Annotated in this window: 14 protein-coding genes; 2 read left to right on the top strand and 12 right to left on the bottom strand. The window is 41.8% G+C overall.

Features of this window, described 5'->3' with window-relative positions; all coding sequences use genetic code 11:
- Positions 1-3 precede the first annotated feature (3 nt).
- From G563_RS0131770 to G563_RS0131750, 5 genes are all read right to left on the bottom strand, one after another.
- Positions 4-618, bottom strand: a complete 615-nt coding sequence (locus tag G563_RS0131770) for a biliverdin-producing heme oxygenase (protein WP_028668890.1) — start codon at positions 616-618, stop codon at positions 4-6.
- Between the two features lie 132 nt (positions 619-750).
- Positions 751-1185 (bottom strand): response regulator, encoded by a 435-nt coding sequence (locus G563_RS0131765; protein WP_028668889.1) that lies wholly within the window; start codon positions 1183-1185, stop codon positions 751-753.
- A gap of 141 nt (positions 1186-1326) precedes the next feature.
- Complete coding sequence (locus G563_RS0131760; protein ID WP_028668888.1) at positions 1327-2676, bottom strand: 1-acyl-sn-glycerol-3-phosphate acyltransferase; 1350 nt, start codon at positions 2674-2676, stop codon at positions 1327-1329.
- Positions 2677-2816: 140 nt separating this feature from the next.
- Positions 2817-3395, bottom strand: a complete 579-nt coding sequence (locus tag G563_RS0131755) for a TetR/AcrR family transcriptional regulator (RefSeq protein ID WP_028668887.1) — start codon at positions 3393-3395, stop codon at positions 2817-2819.
- Between the two features lie 17 nt (positions 3396-3412).
- A complete protein-coding gene (locus G563_RS0131750) occupies positions 3413-4903 on the bottom strand; it encodes a S41 family peptidase (protein WP_169579828.1) in 1491 nt (496 codons plus the stop codon).
- A 177-nt stretch (positions 4904-5080) separates the two neighbouring features.
- Between G563_RS0131750 and G563_RS0131745 the strand changes: the two genes are divergently transcribed.
- On the top strand, positions 5081-5554 hold the full coding sequence (locus tag G563_RS0131745) for a hypothetical protein (RefSeq protein WP_028668885.1): 474 nt from the start codon (positions 5081-5083) through the stop codon (positions 5552-5554).
- Between the two features lie 125 nt (positions 5555-5679).
- A complete protein-coding gene (locus G563_RS0131740; protein ID WP_028668884.1) occupies positions 5680-7374 on the top strand; it encodes an AsmA family protein in 1695 nt (564 codons plus the stop codon).
- Between the two features lie 15 nt (positions 7375-7389).
- On the opposite strand, the gene G563_RS0131735 is transcribed toward G563_RS0131740, so the two are convergent.
- The 7 genes from G563_RS0131735 to G563_RS0131705 all read right to left on the bottom strand — a co-directional run bounded on the left by G563_RS0131735 (position 7390) and on the right by G563_RS0131705 (position 16617).
- The gene (locus G563_RS0131735; protein WP_028668883.1) at positions 7390-8964 is read right to left on the bottom strand and encodes a glycosyltransferase family protein; all 1575 of its coding nucleotides are present in this window, start codon (positions 8962-8964) and stop codon (positions 7390-7392) included.
- Positions 8965-8975: 11 nt separating this feature from the next.
- Entirely contained in the window at positions 8976-10169 is a 1194-nt protein-coding gene (locus G563_RS0131730; RefSeq protein ID WP_028668882.1) for a hypothetical protein, read from the bottom strand.
- A gap of 97 nt (positions 10170-10266) precedes the next feature.
- A complete protein-coding gene (locus tag G563_RS0131725; protein WP_028668881.1) occupies positions 10267-12759 on the bottom strand; it encodes a PIG-L family deacetylase in 2493 nt (830 codons plus the stop codon).
- A gap of 157 nt (positions 12760-12916) precedes the next feature.
- Positions 12917-14020: a mannonate dehydratase gene (locus G563_RS0131720; protein ID WP_028668880.1), complete on the bottom strand. Its 1104-nt coding sequence runs from the start codon at positions 14018-14020 to the stop codon at positions 12917-12919.
- A gap of 93 nt (positions 14021-14113) precedes the next feature.
- Positions 14114-15175, bottom strand: coding sequence for a magnesium/cobalt transporter CorA (gene corA / locus G563_RS0131715; protein ID WP_028668879.1), 1062 nt, complete (start codon positions 15173-15175; stop codon positions 14114-14116).
- Positions 15176-15205: 30 nt separating this feature from the next.
- Positions 15206-15952, bottom strand: coding sequence for a 3-deoxy-manno-octulosonate cytidylyltransferase (gene kdsB, locus G563_RS0131710; RefSeq protein WP_028668878.1), 747 nt, complete (start codon positions 15950-15952; stop codon positions 15206-15208).
- Between the two features lie 77 nt (positions 15953-16029).
- Positions 16030-16617 carry a Uma2 family endonuclease gene (locus G563_RS0131705; RefSeq protein WP_028668877.1) on the bottom strand — a complete coding sequence of 196 codons (588 nt, stop codon included), beginning with the start codon at positions 16615-16617 and terminating at the stop codon, positions 16030-16032.
- Positions 16618-16719 lie beyond the last annotated feature (102 nt).

The following is a 16719-nucleotide window of genomic DNA, read 5'->3' as shown; positions in this document are numbered from 1 at the left end:
ATACTAATAATTGGTGTCGAAAAATGTTTGTATAGCTACAAACTGCTCCGCTGCGCCTTTTAGTATATTTGGCTCGGCATTTTCTACTAATGCTTGCGTAGTCAGCACTTCCAAAAAAGCTTTCCACATGCTTGCTGTTTGGCTCCCATAGCCATAAAAATAACGCCCTCCCTCCTCAGGCGAAAATCCTAGTTTGGGTTGTAATTGTTTATAAATAACAGCACCTCCCAGTACAGAGCCTTCCATAACGTACATTTTGCCCAACAAATAAGCAGGGGCTGGAGAAGACTCTAAAAAGGTAGGTGCGGCTATCGAAAAAGGTATATCGCTTTTGAGTAGTTGTAAATCCTGTGTAAGCCAAGGGGTTTTTCGACGACGTTCAATAGCCGGTACCCAATCTTTCAAAATTGGGTAATATGCTTCTTCAAAACCAGCTACGACCCCATACATTGCCTTCAAATATCGTAGATAGTCATCTAAATTTACATCTTCTTTAAAAAGAGAAACCGACAATGGGTGCGCTTCGAGCGCTGTATGTTGAGACTGCGTATAGATACGAAGTCTTTTCAGAAATTCTTTTTTTCTATTTTGGGTATCATCAATCGTTGCGTCGTGCATACGTAATTAGTCAAATTATAGTGGTGCAAAAAGATTTTGTTCCCTCCATTTTTTCACTCTGCTTATACTATAACATACGTATTTTATGCACACAAAGATTACATGCGCCTACATCACTCCAATTGCCGTGAATTAGTTGGCACCAATCACAAAACCCTGAGGGCTGGCGATATTCCAGTCCAAAGTCAGGCATTTGTTAAGGATAGCTTTTAGAGACGCAAAATTGCTAGGCTTCGTAATAAAAGCGTTGGCTCCCAGTAAGCGAGCATTTTCGATAGCTTCTTCTTCAGCTGAAGTCGTCAAAATCAACACTGGAAACCTCCGAAATGATTGATTTGATTTAATTTCTTTTAGTAGCTGATAACCGTTTTTACGCGGCATGTTCAAATCTACAAAGATAAGATGCGGGACGGGTGGAGGATTGTCCAAAATGTGTAGCAATTCATCTGCATCTTCTAAAGCAGTGAGCGCGATGCTCTTGTCTACTTCCGCCAATGCTTCTTCAAACAGCATACGGTCGTCGGCATCATCATCAATATAAAAAATATTAACCTTTTCGTTTTTCATATATTAGCAAATATAAGGTCGGAGGTCGGAAAATCCTAACCACCTTCCTGAGACGTCTCTCTTCTCTTCTTGCCAAAACACTCCTAGCGCTTTGCTATTAGATATAAGATTGAAACCACAAAAGGAAATGACATACCAAAACTACCTCAAGTATTTTTTTTTAGCCTCCTTTAACTCTTCAAATATACCATTTCTTTGATTTATCAAACTTTTCATCAAAGAAGGTTTATGACGAAATAATCGGAGAGCTTGCCAAGTATGCCTTAATCTCACTACCACATCCCAATACCACAACACAAAATAACCACTCAAAGGAAGCAAAACCGCAAACCCCAAAGTAAGCCAAACATCTTGAAAAAATGAATGTATCACCCCTATCTGAAAAGCATAGACTACTGGAAAAACAACCACCCCAAGACTCATCATAAGAGGGGCACGATAAGTGATGTCGGACGTAATCAGACGAGCGATTTTGGAAGGAAGTATATAGGGTATATAATTGAAAATCAACCCAAATACATATACAGGAAACCCTATCACTAAAGACAATACCGTCTGCCAAAGGTAGGGATAGATGCGCCGTGTTTGGGCAAATACTTCGTCCGAAAGATGCAACTGCTTAAGATTGTCAAAGTAGTTAGTGAGTTGAGTTTGAAGTGATTTGTAAAGTTGAGGACGTTGCTCTTCAAAATGTCTGACGGCAGTTATGATTTGTTTAATCAAAAAAAATTCATCTTTTTTCAAACGACGATTCAGCAACAAATCTTCAAACAACTGGTTTTTGTACAATGTCTCAATCTGCGCTACCAAGGTATCTTCTTCGTCATCTTCGGTAATAATCACCGTATCACTGAGTCTTTTTTGAATCAAATCCGTCAATTCCTCCACTGTTTCAAAATCATCGGGTCGGTATTTTTCCTTAAAATCTGAAACGGTAATCGGTTGCCCTACGTTTACAAACACCTCACTTCTGAAATGAATAGGGTCGGAATAATTGAGACCAATTGGCAAAATAGTGAGACCTAGCCGAAAGTCGTTTTCGTACTCTGCCCCTAGTGCAATTCTGGCCGTGCCGGTTTTGAGTTCACGCAGACGCCGCTCAATCTCACTTGTTCCTTCTGGAAAAATCAGAATTGTTCCTCGCGCTTCCAAATAATCATAGCACCGTTGGAAAGTTTGTTTGTTGAGTTCGGCAGGCGAAAGTGGCACATCTGAAGTATCTTTTTTGCGATAAACAGGTATGACGTGCAAGTACTTAAAAATCGGTCGCGTAAAACGGTTGAAAATACTGCCATTGGCAATGAAAGCTACCCGCTGTGGCATCAATGTAGCCACGATAAGCGGGTCCATAAAGGTATTGGGGTGATTGACAGCCAATATCAATGGTCCTTTGACCACCTTTAGTTTTTCGAGACCATGTACCTGAAAACGCCTAAAAAATACCCTTAAAGCAACCCGAATTATCCATTTGAGGAGAATATAAAAAAGCATAAATGAAGTTTAGTTAGACCTTAAACAAAAACCTTCTCTCTTCACTTATCAAAAAGAGAGGCTGCATTTCGCGACTCTAATTAAAGCTTAAATGCGCAAAGTCTACTAAAACTTTTATTATGAGGTCATTGAGTAGCTTCCTAGCTTCTAATTCCATCCCAAAGTACACTAAATGTCAGCTCCCATTCGGAGGGGGTTATTTCCTGTTGAGCATAGATAAGTTTTTTGGCTACCTCGTTGAGCATTCCACAAATAAGCGTGACGAGTAGCACAGGATCGGCTTCTTTGATAAGACTCTGATACTGACCTTCTACCACCAAACTATGCAAAGGCTGCGTCAAAAGCTCCCTTTCAACCCGCATGGCATCGTTGACTTCGGCATAAGGTGAGCGAAAATACTGCTCCAAAAAAGCGCCATATTCAGGATGACTTACTTGGTCGAGGAGGTAGTTACGGCTCATTTTTTTGATTTTTATTTTGAGGGGTTCACTCTCTCCAATGTCCCGCACAAGGTCGCGGGCGTGTGCATGATGCAAATACATATACAACTCCCGAATCAAGTGATTTTTGTCCTCAAAATAGATATAAACTGTGCCAGTAGCGACTCCTGCTTCTTTGGCCAAATCCGACATTTTAAGCCCCGCCAACCCCACCCTAGCAATCATTTTGAGCGCAGTGTTTAGAATCAGCTTTACTTTAGTTTCGTCTTTGGTTCTCATATGGCAAGTTCGCTGCTTTACTTATTTTTGACCAATTCATATACTTTCTCAATATCTAAATCCCGATTTTTTGCCACATCTTCATATGTATATTCTACCGGATAATCAGGCATAACGCCGTGCCCTTGGTCACGCCCTGGGAGACGTAGTACTATCTTAAACATCGGAATTCGTACTTTGGCTTTGGTCTGAGGTAAGGTCAAATAAGGCGAAATAAAAGCATTGCAACCATAGCGCCCGCCGCCCGTTTCGCGTCCAATTACTACCGCCCGTGGATTGTACTGCTGGATAATTGAAGGAAAAATCGCCGCCGCCGAAAAAGACCCACCATTGGTAAGTAAGTATACATTGCCCTTGAATCCCCATTTTTTCTTAGGATGATGGACTTTAGCCGTAGAGCGGTTGCTGAGAGTCCCCGCAGGTGTCTTTTTTGACCAAAAATTTCGCGCAAAAAACCGTAATAACTTACCGCCATAATGACGATTAAACGAAGGACGCCGCTTGATGGCTTGAATGGTATCATACACCACATAATCAGCATCCAACAAATACGACATCAGATTGACACTAGCATCCGACCGCCCACCTCCATTCGCCCTCAAATCAATCACCAAGTTTTTGATATTGTTTTCTTGAATACTCCTAAAGGCTTTTTTATAAAACTTACGATGGCCATTGTCCCTAAATGTATTAATATCCAAAATCGCAACAGTACTATCCCTATTCGAAATCTTCAAATTATGACGCCGATCTCCTTTGGGCAGTTTGGGTCGTGGCAAAGGAGAAGCCGTGGGTACGGTGTTAGGTTTGGGAGAAGCTAAGGGCTTGGGCGTATTTTTTCTTTTGGGAGGCTTTGGGGGAATCGTGTACGTTAGGGTCAAATGACGAATTTTGCCAATACTATCCTTTACACTTACTTTAAAAGTATCGTTGTTGCCATACAGATAGCGATAAAACGACCCGAAATTACCGTTGATAAGATTAATCTTAAAAGTTTGATTATAGCCATCCGACGGAATAAGGTCGCGCATTTCGTTCATTATCTTATCAATCGGGCGATTGTCAACCATTATTATTTCTACACCCGGTACGAGTGTAGTGTCGTCGGTACGATTTTGGGTGATTTTGAGTTTGTCTTTGGCCCAAAATACAGAAAGAGGAAACTCTCTGGGTTTGTTTTTTTTGATGTAGCGGGTATACTGTTTGGAAGGATAAATATCCGTATGGCCGCAGCGTATATACGAAAAAACAGGGTTTACGACCCTTCTAAACTCTCGCTCAGTCATGGGATGGTCAAGTTTTTGTTCGGTTTTATCAAAAATCCACCGAATGCTGTCTGGCGAAGTATAGCGATAAATTCCGGGATGAGATTCCAACAATGCTGCTCGCATCAATCTAAAATCACTGCGGGTTTGTTCTACTGAATAAGTCCGTTGAGGGTCAAATTTGGGGCTACAGGCTGTCAAAAAAAAGAAACACAATACACTTAAGATACTATAATATTTCATTGAGTCGAAAATTTCGGATGAGGCTTCATAAGGTCTTTTTGTAGGCTCCCAAACTATATATTTGAATCCTATTTTTGCAAAAAAATACATAAATTGCTTGAAAACAAAAACTCTTAACAAGACGTTTTGCCAACAAGACACAACTTAATGCTTCAACCAACTTAAACATTTAAGGGTATGGCTCGTCCCAATCTTGATCTTATCGCTGCACTCCGCCGCACCGCCAAGAAAATCGAACAAGGCTCTCCTTATCAGTGGGGCCATATGGGTAGCTGCAACTGCGGCAACTTAGCCCAAGAAATCACCCAACTCACCAAAGCCGAAATCCACGCCCATGCGCTCGCCAATGGACGCGGCGACTGGAACGAGCAACTCAACGACTACTGCCCCACTAGCGGCTTGCCGATGGATTTGCTCCTGAATGAAATGATGGCCGCTGGCCTTGCCCCCGACGACCTTAAGCACCTCGAACGCTTATCTGATCCGCGTATCTTGATTCGTCTCCCTGAAAGTAAACGACATCTGCGTCATAATTTTAGGGATGATGTGGTTTTGTATATCAACGAATGGGCCAATCTACTCGAAGAGCAATTGTTGGCTCCTATTCAATTACCTTCTTTTGAGTGGAAACCAGAACTAGCTCATTTTTAACACAATAAGGGAGTTACTTTTTTTTAAGTAGACTTATCGAAGGTTCGGAAGGGCTTATCGGTTGGTACTGGCATAAGTTTTTTAAAGATATAATTTTAGACACACCAGTATCAATCGATTCCAAAATGAGCAATAAAATCACCAAATGGGCCATCATCGTAGGAGGGGCAGTAGTCACCTTGGTGATAGGAGTGCGCCTGATTCGTCAATATTATTTGGAGCCTTTGCTCGCTAAAACCCTCAAAAGCGCCGTAGTAGAAAGCTCCGATGGTATCTATCAAATCAACTTTGACCGCCTTCAATATGCGCCTTTGGCGGGAAATGCAGTACTTACAAAAATTAAACTTACCCTCGATACGGCTCTTTACCAACAACAAATCCATAAACAATCTACCTCGCATTTTACCTACAAAGGCACCATCCCAGAAGTAATCCTGCGCGATATTAAACTACTGAAACTGGTTTTTAGTCGAAAACTCGAAATTGACTTAATCAAAATCAGTCAACCCACTGTAGAAATTATTCAACAAAAACCAGCTCCTCTTACCACTCGGACCAAGCCTTCGCCTTACCGAGTGATTTCAAAATTTGTAAAATCTTTTAGGGTAAAAAAAATCGACTTTGAAGACATTAAATTTACTTTTTCTGACAAAACTAAGCCTCATCCGCAGCGGATCGTTCTCGAAAAGCTCAATGTCAATATCACTGATTTTTTGATTGATTCATTATCTCATCAAGATTCTACACGTTTTTATTATTCCAAAAATACCGCTTTTCAACTCTCCAACCTATCGATTCCGTCGATAGGGGCATTGCACGATTTTCGGCTTGATAGCATTTCATTTTCCTCGCAAAAAAGACGAATTAGTGTCAAAGGAATTCATTACACACCTCGATTTAAGGGGCGAGCCTTCACCACCCGCGCAGACGGCAATGATCGAATCGGCTTTGTATTTCACGACATTGAGGTCACTCAAGTTAACCTCGATGCGTTGGTTTTTGAAAAAAAGTTGATAGCTGACCAAGCCATCATCAAACGCGGCAACATTGATATTTTTGGGGATGGTACCTACCCTGCGCGTGGGTCGAAAGTGGGAAAGTACCCTCAGCAGCAATTTCGCCGCTTACCTTTCAAAATGAAACTTGATACTGTGCAAGTAGAAAACTTTTTGATTTCTTATTCAGAATTCAATCCCGACACCGAAGCTAGCGGGGGCGTTAATTTCAATCTTACCCACGGCAAGCTCTACAACCTCACCAACGATACCCTCGCGCTTCTCCAAAATCCTATCTGTGAAGCTCACATCCAAAGCGAATTTATGGGAGTAGCACCACTTCATACGCTCTTTAAGTTCAATATCGCCTCACCAACAGGCACTTTTAGTTGCGACGGCGAACTAGGCGAAATAGATTTAAAGCGCCTTAATCCAGTCACTCAGCCGCTTGCTTTAACCAAAATTGAGTCGGGAGTGGTCAGAAGTTTTAAGTTTTCGATGAAAGGTGACGAATATGGTGTCAAAGGACAAGGTACGTTGCTTTATAACGACCTCAAAACTTCAATTCTGAAAATAGACGAAGAAGGCAATTTGAGCAAGCGAAAACTTATTACTGGAATCGCGGATGTGATTTTTATTCAAGACAACAACCCTTCGCCCAATGCACCCATCCGAAGCGGTGCTATCGACTATACCCGCGATCCTAAAAAGTCTTATTTTGCTACCTTATGGCGAAGCCTAAGGCAAGCCATGGCCAAATGCGTTCTGAAACGTAAAGGCTTGAAAAAAATTAAAAACCTGAATGCTAGCGTAGCAGGAAAATAATCATTGGTAAATATTTTATCTAAACCGGTATTGGGCAGTATACATTCCCTTGGCTCTAAACTGCTGTAATTTTTGGAAATGAGTATCAAAAAAGTAAATAAAAGCTTGCTTATGGGTCAAAGGAGTCGCGGTTTTATCCATTTCTGAATCTCCCGCTACCACTATCCAAAAAGTATCGGACTGTTGTTTGTTGAGATAAATTTGCCTTAAAATCCCCCGCTCATTCACAGGAGGAACTACATCAATCGTAAACATCTGATAAGTCCAATTGAGGCCTTGTACTTGGTTATAATAGGGAAGTGCTGAAGCTATATGATTGATATACAACGTTTCCTGATTTTTTTTGTGCATTTTCAAAAAAGAAATCGCTTCTTTTATTTCTCTTCGTTTCCATCCTCCAAATTCTTTTTCGTAAGCAACATCTTTTACCGCCGAAATCATCGGTGCCATCACCATCAGCAATAGCCCCAACCATACAGCTTTGGGCCATTTTTGGGCAAGCGCTTGGTATAATTGCTGCGCACCGATAGCCATCAAAACAAAAAAATAAGGTACTGCAAACAACATAAGCCTTTCAGAAAATGGATATTTCCCGAAAGCAGATGCAAGGTAAGTCAATCCTACGGGTAAAAGCAGCAAAAGTAGTTCGGCTCTCGAACGATTGTACAGTACCCAAGCGCCTACTATCATTGCCCCCAAAGCAAAAACGGCAAAGGTAAAATAATAAGGAACGTAGGGTGGCAAAAACGACCAATTAAGCCCCAACGGATAATCGAAAAGAGAAAATAGAGTAATAAAATGCCATTTCAAATCTGCTACTGACGTAGGCGGAAAAGGTGCAAAAGCATCGAGCCACATACTTTGTATTTCGCCTGATTGAAGGCTATTAGGAGCAATAATAAATAGGTAGTTTAACAAAAAGCTAATTCCCCAACTTGCATAAATTACCACAAAAATCCGCAATTGCACCCATTGTTTATGGCGCAAAAGCTGCCAACAATGTACCATTCCGATACTCACTAAACCAAACAAAGACGAATATGAAAACCACAGCATCACTACTCCTGCGGCGGCATATACTAAGTAATCGCGCCATGAAGTAGTATTTCTAAAACGGAAATACATCAAAAGCCCTAAAATAGTACACAGCACCTCCACAATGTATTGCTTCGACTCTGACGAATAATATACCAAAGGATGAGCAAAAGCAAAAGCAGCAAAACCCACCATACCGCCGACTATACCTACTCGAAAAGCTTTTAATAGGCTTCCAAACATAATCAATCCGACCAGACCCACTACCAGTGGAAAAAGACGCAATGCAAGCTCACTATTTCCCGCCCATAAAAGGTTGAATTTTTGTACCCATAAAAAAAAGAGTGGTGCATGTTGAGCTGTATCAAGGGGCTGCGTCAACTCGCCAAAACTGCGCACAAGCAAGTTGTTGGCTAAATACGCTTCATCAGTATAAAGAGACCGATTGCTGAAATAATGAAAAAGCCTAAAGAAGGCACCCAAGCCCATACAAACCCATATAAAACGCTTGTAGTGCTGCTCAGAAGGCTGCCAGAAAGACGAAGTTTGACTCATATAATTAAAAACTAAGCCCGCAAGAAAATTTGGATTTTTAAAATAAGGGGCGACAACCAACTCATCTCTGGCCCGTATACGTAGTAAGTAGGCACCAACATACAAATAACCGCTAGCGACAGAAGCACCCGCTCCATTGGTACCGCACTACGAGGCGAGTAAAGATAGACCAAGCCAAAGAGTATCAGCAAAAAGCCATAGCTAAAACTACGAGTAAGGTCAATAACAATCATGCCTCCCCCAAAAACCACCAATAAAGTAGTGATAAATACAACCGCAAAAGGCCAATCCCGGCGATAAAAAAGAGCGGCAATAGCCATCAAAATCACAGTCCAAGCTCCTTCGAAAGTCATAAATAAGGCAATAGGCCATGTATTCATGTTTTGGAGAATAGGATTCTTACCTATCAGCGAAGTATCGACCTCAAGCGTCGTAAAACGTAGCACCATGATTCGAAGACTTATCACAAGCAATACTCCAAATATAGTAGCCCAAGTTGCCCTATATTTTTTAAAATCTGCTAGGTCTGAAAGGTAAAGTTTACCTTTACTCTCTTGCCATAGCCACCACAGTAGTATCCCGCCACTTCCAATCACAGATCGCTCATCTACAAAACCTGATACCACAACACTCCCAATAGTGAGAAGTGGATTTCGAGACATAACAGCCACAAACATGAGTAAAAAAGCCGTAGAGTCGTAATAAAAAAAGTCGTAATAAAACCACTTAACCACAAACAAATTGGCCATCATGAAAGCTGATATCATGGCTATCCGCACATTTGTATATAATGTAAGCCACCTTATAAGTCCCCATAAAAACAAACACCCTAACAAATGCTGTATCCAAATATAATGCTGAGCATTCAGCCCTAAAAACCTACAAAATAGCGGTACAGCAACACGTCCTGGACGCTTGGCAAAATGGGATTTCATACCACTACCTAACTCTTCAGAATTGAGATAATGGGCGGGGAAGTTTTGAAATGGGTGAGCCCCTATCCAATCTACTAGTTTTAGGATATAGACTGTTTTTTTGCTATCGTTTCGATTTCCACCTAGTAAGTAATAGTTGGGACAAGAAGTGATTAGAATATAAGCAGTCAAAAAAGCAACATACTTCCATTGCCAATATTTTGTAGCTGTAAATCTATCAATCCAATGTACAATCGCTAAGTATGCTTTGTCGTATATCTCAAAAAACATTGAAAAAATGGTAGTGAATAAGTTTTTAACTTACAAGCCTTGAAAAGTACTCAAAATACTTCCCAAGGCTTTATTGAATATTATAACTGAGCAAAGATTATTTTTTACCTAATGAAATCATATTGGCAAAAAGCCGATACGCCCCAGGAACGCCAGCGGGTAATTCCCTAAAAAACACAATACCTGTATAAATAAAGTGCCCTTTGCCGTAAGGCGCATAAATAAGACTACCTTCTTTGGCCGCTTCTCCCGTATCATTGGCCGAGAAGAGTGTCACGTAATTTTTATCCCATTCTACCGCAAAATAAATCCCTCTTTCCTGAATCCAGCCCTCAAAATCTTTGGTGGTAATCTTGTTAGGAGTATTCAAAATCGGATGTGCAGGTTGCAAAATTCTCATTTCGGCATCTTCTTCCGTCACGCGGTCGCGACCTACTTTGAAAGGATACGGTCCCATTTCTTTGACTTTGAGGGTATTCCCAAATCCCCCCGCCGTCACGTATTGTACCACCATAGTGCCGCCATTTTTGACGTAATCCATGAGTTTTTCTTGAAAATACTTTATGCGTTCTTCGGTATTGTAAGCCCTCACTCCCACTACAATAGCGTCATACACGGCGAGATTTTTGCTCAATGCACCCTCATCAAGCAAAGTCACTTGGCAGCCCATCTGACGCAACGCCGCCGGCACTTCATCTCCTGCCCCGGCGATGTACCCAATATTTTTTGCTTTGTTTTTGATGTCAAGTTTTACCAAAGCGGTAGTTGCGGTAGGAAAAATCGTTTGGGTAGGAATATGCTTATAATCCACCGTTTTGAGACTATAGGCATTTTCTCCGTTTTCGGTTTTTGTGATAACTTTTAGCTTCACTTCACTTTGTTGAGCCGACGGAAACACCTTCACTGTCACGATTTTTTCTTGGTATTTTTCCGGTAATTCAAACGGAATTTGCGCTGGTTCGACACGCCAGCCAGAAGGCACCTCAAAAGCCATCGTACCTTTTACATTGGGGCGATGCGCTTTTACCAATACTTCTACTGTTTTGGGCTGATTGTCGGCAAAGACATATACTTTTTCAGTAACGTTGGCGGTCACTTCGGGGCGTATTTCATAAGGGCGATACACTTCTCCATCCACGGGGTCGGTAGATTTATACACCCAAGGTTTGCTAAATGTAAAAGCCTGTCCGTCTATTACAAAGGTAAAAGCCGTTTGGAGAGTTGGGATATTTTCGGGTGTACTTAGCTTGGATTGGTCATCTATCTGAAAAGCCCCATTTTTGATGGGTTTTTCGAGCCAATACGGTTGTGAAATAGGCGTTGACTTAGGTATTTGAAAAGTAAAAGTGAGGTTGGTCAACTCATTGTTTTTAAGGTCTAAACTCAAGGTCGAATCTCTATTGACTCCCAAAAACTGCAACTTTGTAAGTTTTAAAGGATAATTACCTCTTTTCACTACGCTCACTTTGACCTCAGCGCGGTCGCCTTGCGCCACAGCATAGTCGGTAGGATTGGTTTCAAACCAAAGCCCCAAACAATTTTGAAGCAATACTTCTACTTCGGCTTTTTTCTGCTGAACATAGGTGTTTTGAGCGTCTAATTTCCCTAGTTCTTGGTATATTTTTACCAACACAGGCACTGACGAAGCAGGATAGTTGACATTGTAATTTCGAATTGCTTGATCCACTAGCAACGCTACTTGTTCGCTTCCTTTGACCCGACTCCACGACAAATCAACGCCATCAAAAAGGTCTTTTTCGGCAGGAGAACCGTCTTTATGCATCATAAAATCCACCCTTGCGTTGCGATTGGCACCTGAGCCAAACCCTTGGCTTTTGTGAGAACTACGGCTTTCGGCGGCGATTTCGGCATAAGATTTACCCAAATAGGTATTGTACCCACCAATATCTACCGTTATGAAGCTCCCTTTGTCGGTGGGTTTTTGGTTAGAAAAACCCGGCGAAAATGTATTCCACACGATGCGTTTAGGCTGCCACGGTTTTACTTCTTTGAGTTGTTCGGGAAATTGGGTAGGGTCACCTGCCATCTTAAAGGCCAATTCAGCCAAAAAAGCGGATGAATTATGATGACCATGTCCTGCGCGTGCATCTGGCGGAAAGCGCGTAATAAGCACATCAGGCTGGTTTTTACGTATATGATACACTACATCCGACAGGATATTGTTTTCTCCCCAAAACTTTAGGGTTTCTTCGCGAGTTTTGGAAAAACCAAAATCATAGGCTCTCGAAAACAACTGCTCAGCACCATCGATACGACGAGCGGCTAGGAGTTCTTGCGTACGAATGATACCGATGTACTCGCCTTGCTCAGGCCCGATGAGATTTTGGCCGCCATCACCTCGGGTCAAGGCCAAGTATTGCGTTTTAACGAGCCGTTCTTTCGACAAATAAGTAAGAAGCAGCGTGTTTTCGTCGTCGGGGTGAGCGGCAATGTGCATCGCGCTACCCAACACGTTCAATTTTTTTAGATTTAACAAAATCTCGCTCGAAGTGAGCGGCTTTACTTGGGCTTGAAGAATAAGGGTGGAAAAGAGAAAAGTAAAAAGGGGGTAAAACTTGGTTCTTCTCATAGTTTGGCAAAATTTGCGAGTGATTTGACAAAACTACAAAAGTTTGCATAAGAATAAATTTCTTCTATTTTTGATTATAAATTCTTCCACCATTTTTTAATCTCAAGCACTCAAAAAATACCGTTACGCTGATGTAATGATAGAAATTTTCAATTTCTTAATAGCGCTTTGTTTTACTCACGGCCTCCATCAGCCCACGCATATACCCGATAGCATAGAGCGTTCCGATTGTGCTGTAGCCAGGGTACTGATTACTATCTCCTGCCATCGTAGGAACATGGTCGGGACGAATCGCGCCTCGAAATCCAATTTCATGATAGGCTTTCATCGCTTCATACATATCAATGATTCCTTCATCGTGAAAGGTTTCTTCAAAATTGTATTTATCGCCGCGCACATTTCTAAAATGCACAAAGTGAATACTTTTGCTAAATTCTTTGATAAGCTGTGGGATGTTGATGTTTTTGTCCATCAATGCAAAATTCCCCTGGCACATCGTAATCCCATTGCTCGGACTCGGATACATTTTCAATAGTTTCTTGAACGAATCCACCGTATTCATGATACGCCCTATCCCCCTTACGCTATCTACTTGCGGGTCGTCGGGATGCATCGCTAGGTTTATGCCCACTTTTTCGGCTTCGGGCACTACGGCCTTCAAGAAATAGTCTAGGTTTTTCCACAAGCTTTCTTTCGAAACTTCCCCGTATGAGGTGAGTGGAAGTGATTTGATAGCTTCATTGTCAAAAGCCGTTACCAATGCCCCTCCACGCCCGGGGCGGTCGTTTTGGGTGCGGTACCAGCCTATTACGGGCATCCAGTTGTAGCATATGGTATCTATTCCCACTTGGGAAAGATTTTTCATGAACGTAATAAAATTGGCGATTTCTTCGTCACGCCCTTCCAAGCCTAGTTTTGTTTTTTCGCCCAAGGAAGGCGGCCCTTCGATTACCTTGAGTTGAAGCCCCACTTTATTCCATGCTTCTTTCACGGCTTTGACGGCGGCCATTTCCCAAGGCTTTACCTCTTTCAATCCCACCATCGCGGGGCTGATTCCTCCTACTGCGCCTAATACATCAAGCTGCTTAGTGAGGGCTATTTTTTGTTCGTTCATTCCAAAAAAATACGCCTCACAAAGCTGCATTCCTGCATCTTTTGTAAAAATACGTAAGTCTTCATTGGAAACTGCCGAAGCACCACCCATAGTGAGGGTCGCAAAAGAAGCACTTTTTTTGATGAAAGTACGGCGAGAGTGTGACATGAATCGTGGACTTTAAGTTACATTGTTTTCAAAGTCCAAGACTGTCAGATACCTACTGTTTTTGAGATTCAGTTTTATCTTAGATTGACGTTATTACATCCATCCACGCCTCTTGAAATACACCAACAGCCCCATTGCTAGTATCAGCATTCCGCCCAAAGTATAAAAATAGCCATCAGGGTGACGAAGCTCGGGCATGTTGTCGAAATTCATCCCATAAATCCCCACTATAAAAGTCAAAGGCATAAAAACCGCCGAATAAATCGTGAGCGTTTTCATGACAGTATTCATACGCGAGCTGAGAGTCGAATAGTGAATATCTATCAAGCCTGTTAATAATTCCCGATTGGAATCAATAGAATCGATGACATTGGTGACGTGGTCGTGTACATCTCTAAAATACGGAAACACACTCTTGCTGATAAGTTTAGAGTTTTCGCGAAGCCCCTGACTGAGCATATCACGCAAGGGCCACACATGCTTACGCATCAAAGTAAGCTGACGTTTTAGGTTATAAAGCTGCCCGATGGGGTCTTTGTGTTTGCCTGCCAAAATCTTTCCTTCAAGCTCCTCCAACTCTTCACTTACTTTTTCGAGGATTTCGAGGTAATTGTCCACAATCAAATCTACCAACGAAAACAGCAGATAATCCGCGCCATTGCGGCGGGTTTTGCCCACGGAGGCTTTGATACGCTCTAGTACGGGCGTGAAAATATCGCCTGTTCTTTTTTCCTGAAAAGAAATGAGGTAATTGGCTCCTAACAAAAAACTGATATGCTCCGCATCTATTTCTCCCTCAGCATCGTCCCAGTAAAACATCTTCAAAGTCACAAACACATAACTGTCGCCATAAAACTCAATTTTGGGCTTCTGCTTGGTATTCATAATATCCTCTAATATCAGCGGGTGAATATTATGCAGCTTACCCACGGTTTCGATAACCTGTGGCTCATGAATCCCGTCCACATCAAGCCAACTGATATAGGGCTTATCTCCCGATACTTGGCAGTCTTTCAGGTGTTTGAGAGAACGGTGTTCGTAGTATTGCTCATTGTATTCAACCAAAGTAATGGTAGTATCATGTGCTACTTCGGGTCCTACGTACACGAGCGTTCCGGGCGAAAGACCAAAATTAGAAGACGAGGGAGGTGTCATATCAGCGATTGTACTTATAATAAAACAGGCTTAAAGATGCATCATTCGCAGCACTTTTTCTACGTCTTCGGGCGTATCAATGCAATGACTTTCGTAAGAAGTAAGCACCATTTTTATTTTGTAACCGTTTTGTAGCCACCGCAATTGCTCCAACGATTCAGCTTTTTCTAAATCCGAAACAGGCAATTGAGTGATTTTTTCTAAAATATCCGCCCGATAGGCATACATTCCCACCTGACGATAGTAGGTATGATGTTTGTGCCATTCTTGTGGGTCAATGCCTTTCAAAAATGGTATCACCTGACGGCTAAAATAGATAGCTTCCAAATCTTGATTTACAATCACCTTTGCTTCGCCCATATCAAACAGCAACTCGTGGTCGCTCACTGGAATCATCTGCGAGGCCAATTCTACATTGCCATCAAGCACGGCCCCCAATTCATCAATTTGCTCAGGTGCGACAAAAGGCTCATCGCCTTGAATATTAATGACATACAGCCCTTCTTTTCCGTGAGTCGATACCGCTTGAATTGCTTCCCAACATCTATCGGTTCCGCTAGGATGGTCGGGATGAGTCATAATGGCTTTACCGCCAAACGATTCAACATGTTCGAGAATACGTAGGTCGTCGGTGGCAACAACAACCTCTGAAAGGCATTTAGCTTTAGCGGCTTGCTCATATACCCGTTGAATCATGGTTTTCCCCTGAATATCAATGAGGGGTTTTCCTGGGTAGCGCGTCGAACCATAACGTGCAGGTATAATTCCGATGATCATTAATTAACTATTTTGTTCCTTTTATAAAATGTTCTGTCGAAAACTAACAATGTTTTTGGTCAAAAATTTCAAAAAAATTACTCAAAAACGCTCAAATCTAACTCAAAATCCAATAATACATCCTCACCAGAGATTTTTGGAGCAGTAAAAGCTACGCGTGAAATCGTCCCATTTTGGCGATATACCCATACTTCTTTGCCCGCAAGGTCGATAAGCCAGCCCAATCGAACACCATTCTCAATGTACGATTCCATTTTAAGCTGTAGTTTTTTAAGGCTATCTGTTTTGGAACGCAGCTCCGCCACAAAATCAGGAGCAATGTGTGCAAACTGATTTTTTTCACTATCGGGTAAGGCGTCGAACCGTTCTTTGAGGATAAATGACGCATCTGGCGCGCGCATCGAGCCGTCTTTGAATGTAAAGCCTGCGGAGGAGCTAAAGGTGTATCCTAAATTGGACTGAATGGCCCAATTTCCCAAAAGAATAAGCAATTTATTCTCGTAAAATCCTGATAACGTATTGGTAGGTGACATAACAATAATGTTTCCTTGGGCGTCTCTTTCGATATTGAGTTCGTCGTTCATGCGGCAAAAGGCCAAAAACGCGGCATCATCCCAACGAATTTCGTCAGGCAACTTCAATACATATTCATTCAAGGCAACCATAATTCTAATTGCGTTTTTTTACCAAAAATAACAATTTCAGTCTCAAACCCCAAAAGTCATCAAAAACCTGTAATTTTGCGGCCTAATTTTTCATTTGTAAAA

Source organism: Runella zeae DSM 19591 (assembly GCF_000423565.1).
Lineage (GTDB): Bacteria > Bacteroidota > Bacteroidia > Cytophagales > Spirosomataceae > Runella > Runella zeae.
This window is presented reverse-complemented; position numbering and strand designations above follow the sequence as displayed.

Excerpts from the sequence above, each read along its gene's own strand:
- G563_RS0131770 (WP_028668890.1), bottom strand. The coding sequence starts at position 618 with ATGCACGACGCAACGATTGATGATACCCAAAATAGAAAAAAAGAATTT.
- G563_RS0131765 (WP_028668889.1), bottom strand. The coding sequence starts at position 1,185 with ATGAAAAACGAAAAGGTTAATATTTTTTATATTGATGATGATGCCGAC.
- G563_RS0131760 (WP_028668888.1), bottom strand. The coding sequence starts at position 2,676 with ATGCTTTTTTATATTCTCCTCAAATGGATAATTCGGGTTGCTTTAAGG.
- G563_RS0131755 (WP_028668887.1), bottom strand. The coding sequence starts at position 3,395 with ATGAGAACCAAAGACGAAACTAAAGTAAAGCTGATTCTAAACACTGCG.
- G563_RS0131750 (WP_169579828.1), bottom strand. The coding sequence starts at position 4,903 with ATGAAATATTATAGTATCTTAAGTGTATTGTGTTTCTTTTTTTTGACA.
- G563_RS0131745 (WP_028668885.1), top strand. The coding sequence starts at position 5,081 with ATGGCTCGTCCCAATCTTGATCTTATCGCTGCACTCCGCCGCACCGCC.
- G563_RS0131740 (WP_028668884.1), top strand. The coding sequence starts at position 5,680 with ATGAGCAATAAAATCACCAAATGGGCCATCATCGTAGGAGGGGCAGTA.
- G563_RS0131735 (WP_028668883.1), bottom strand. The coding sequence starts at position 8,964 with ATGAGTCAAACTTCGTCTTTCTGGCAGCCTTCTGAGCAGCACTACAAG.
- G563_RS0131730 (WP_028668882.1), bottom strand. The coding sequence starts at position 10,169 with ATGTTTTTTGAGATATACGACAAAGCATACTTAGCGATTGTACATTGG.
- G563_RS0131725 (WP_028668881.1), bottom strand. The coding sequence starts at position 12,759 with ATGAGAAGAACCAAGTTTTACCCCCTTTTTACTTTTCTCTTTTCCACC.
- G563_RS0131720 (WP_028668880.1), bottom strand. The coding sequence starts at position 14,020 with ATGTCACACTCTCGCCGTACTTTCATCAAAAAAAGTGCTTCTTTTGCG.
- corA (WP_028668879.1), bottom strand. The coding sequence starts at position 15,175 with ATGACACCTCCCTCGTCTTCTAATTTTGGTCTTTCGCCCGGAACGCTC.
- kdsB (WP_028668878.1), bottom strand. The coding sequence starts at position 15,952 with ATGATCATCGGAATTATACCTGCACGTTATGGTTCGACGCGCTACCCA.
- G563_RS0131705 (WP_028668877.1), bottom strand. The coding sequence starts at position 16,617 with ATGGTTGCCTTGAATGAATATGTATTGAAGTTGCCTGACGAAATTCGT.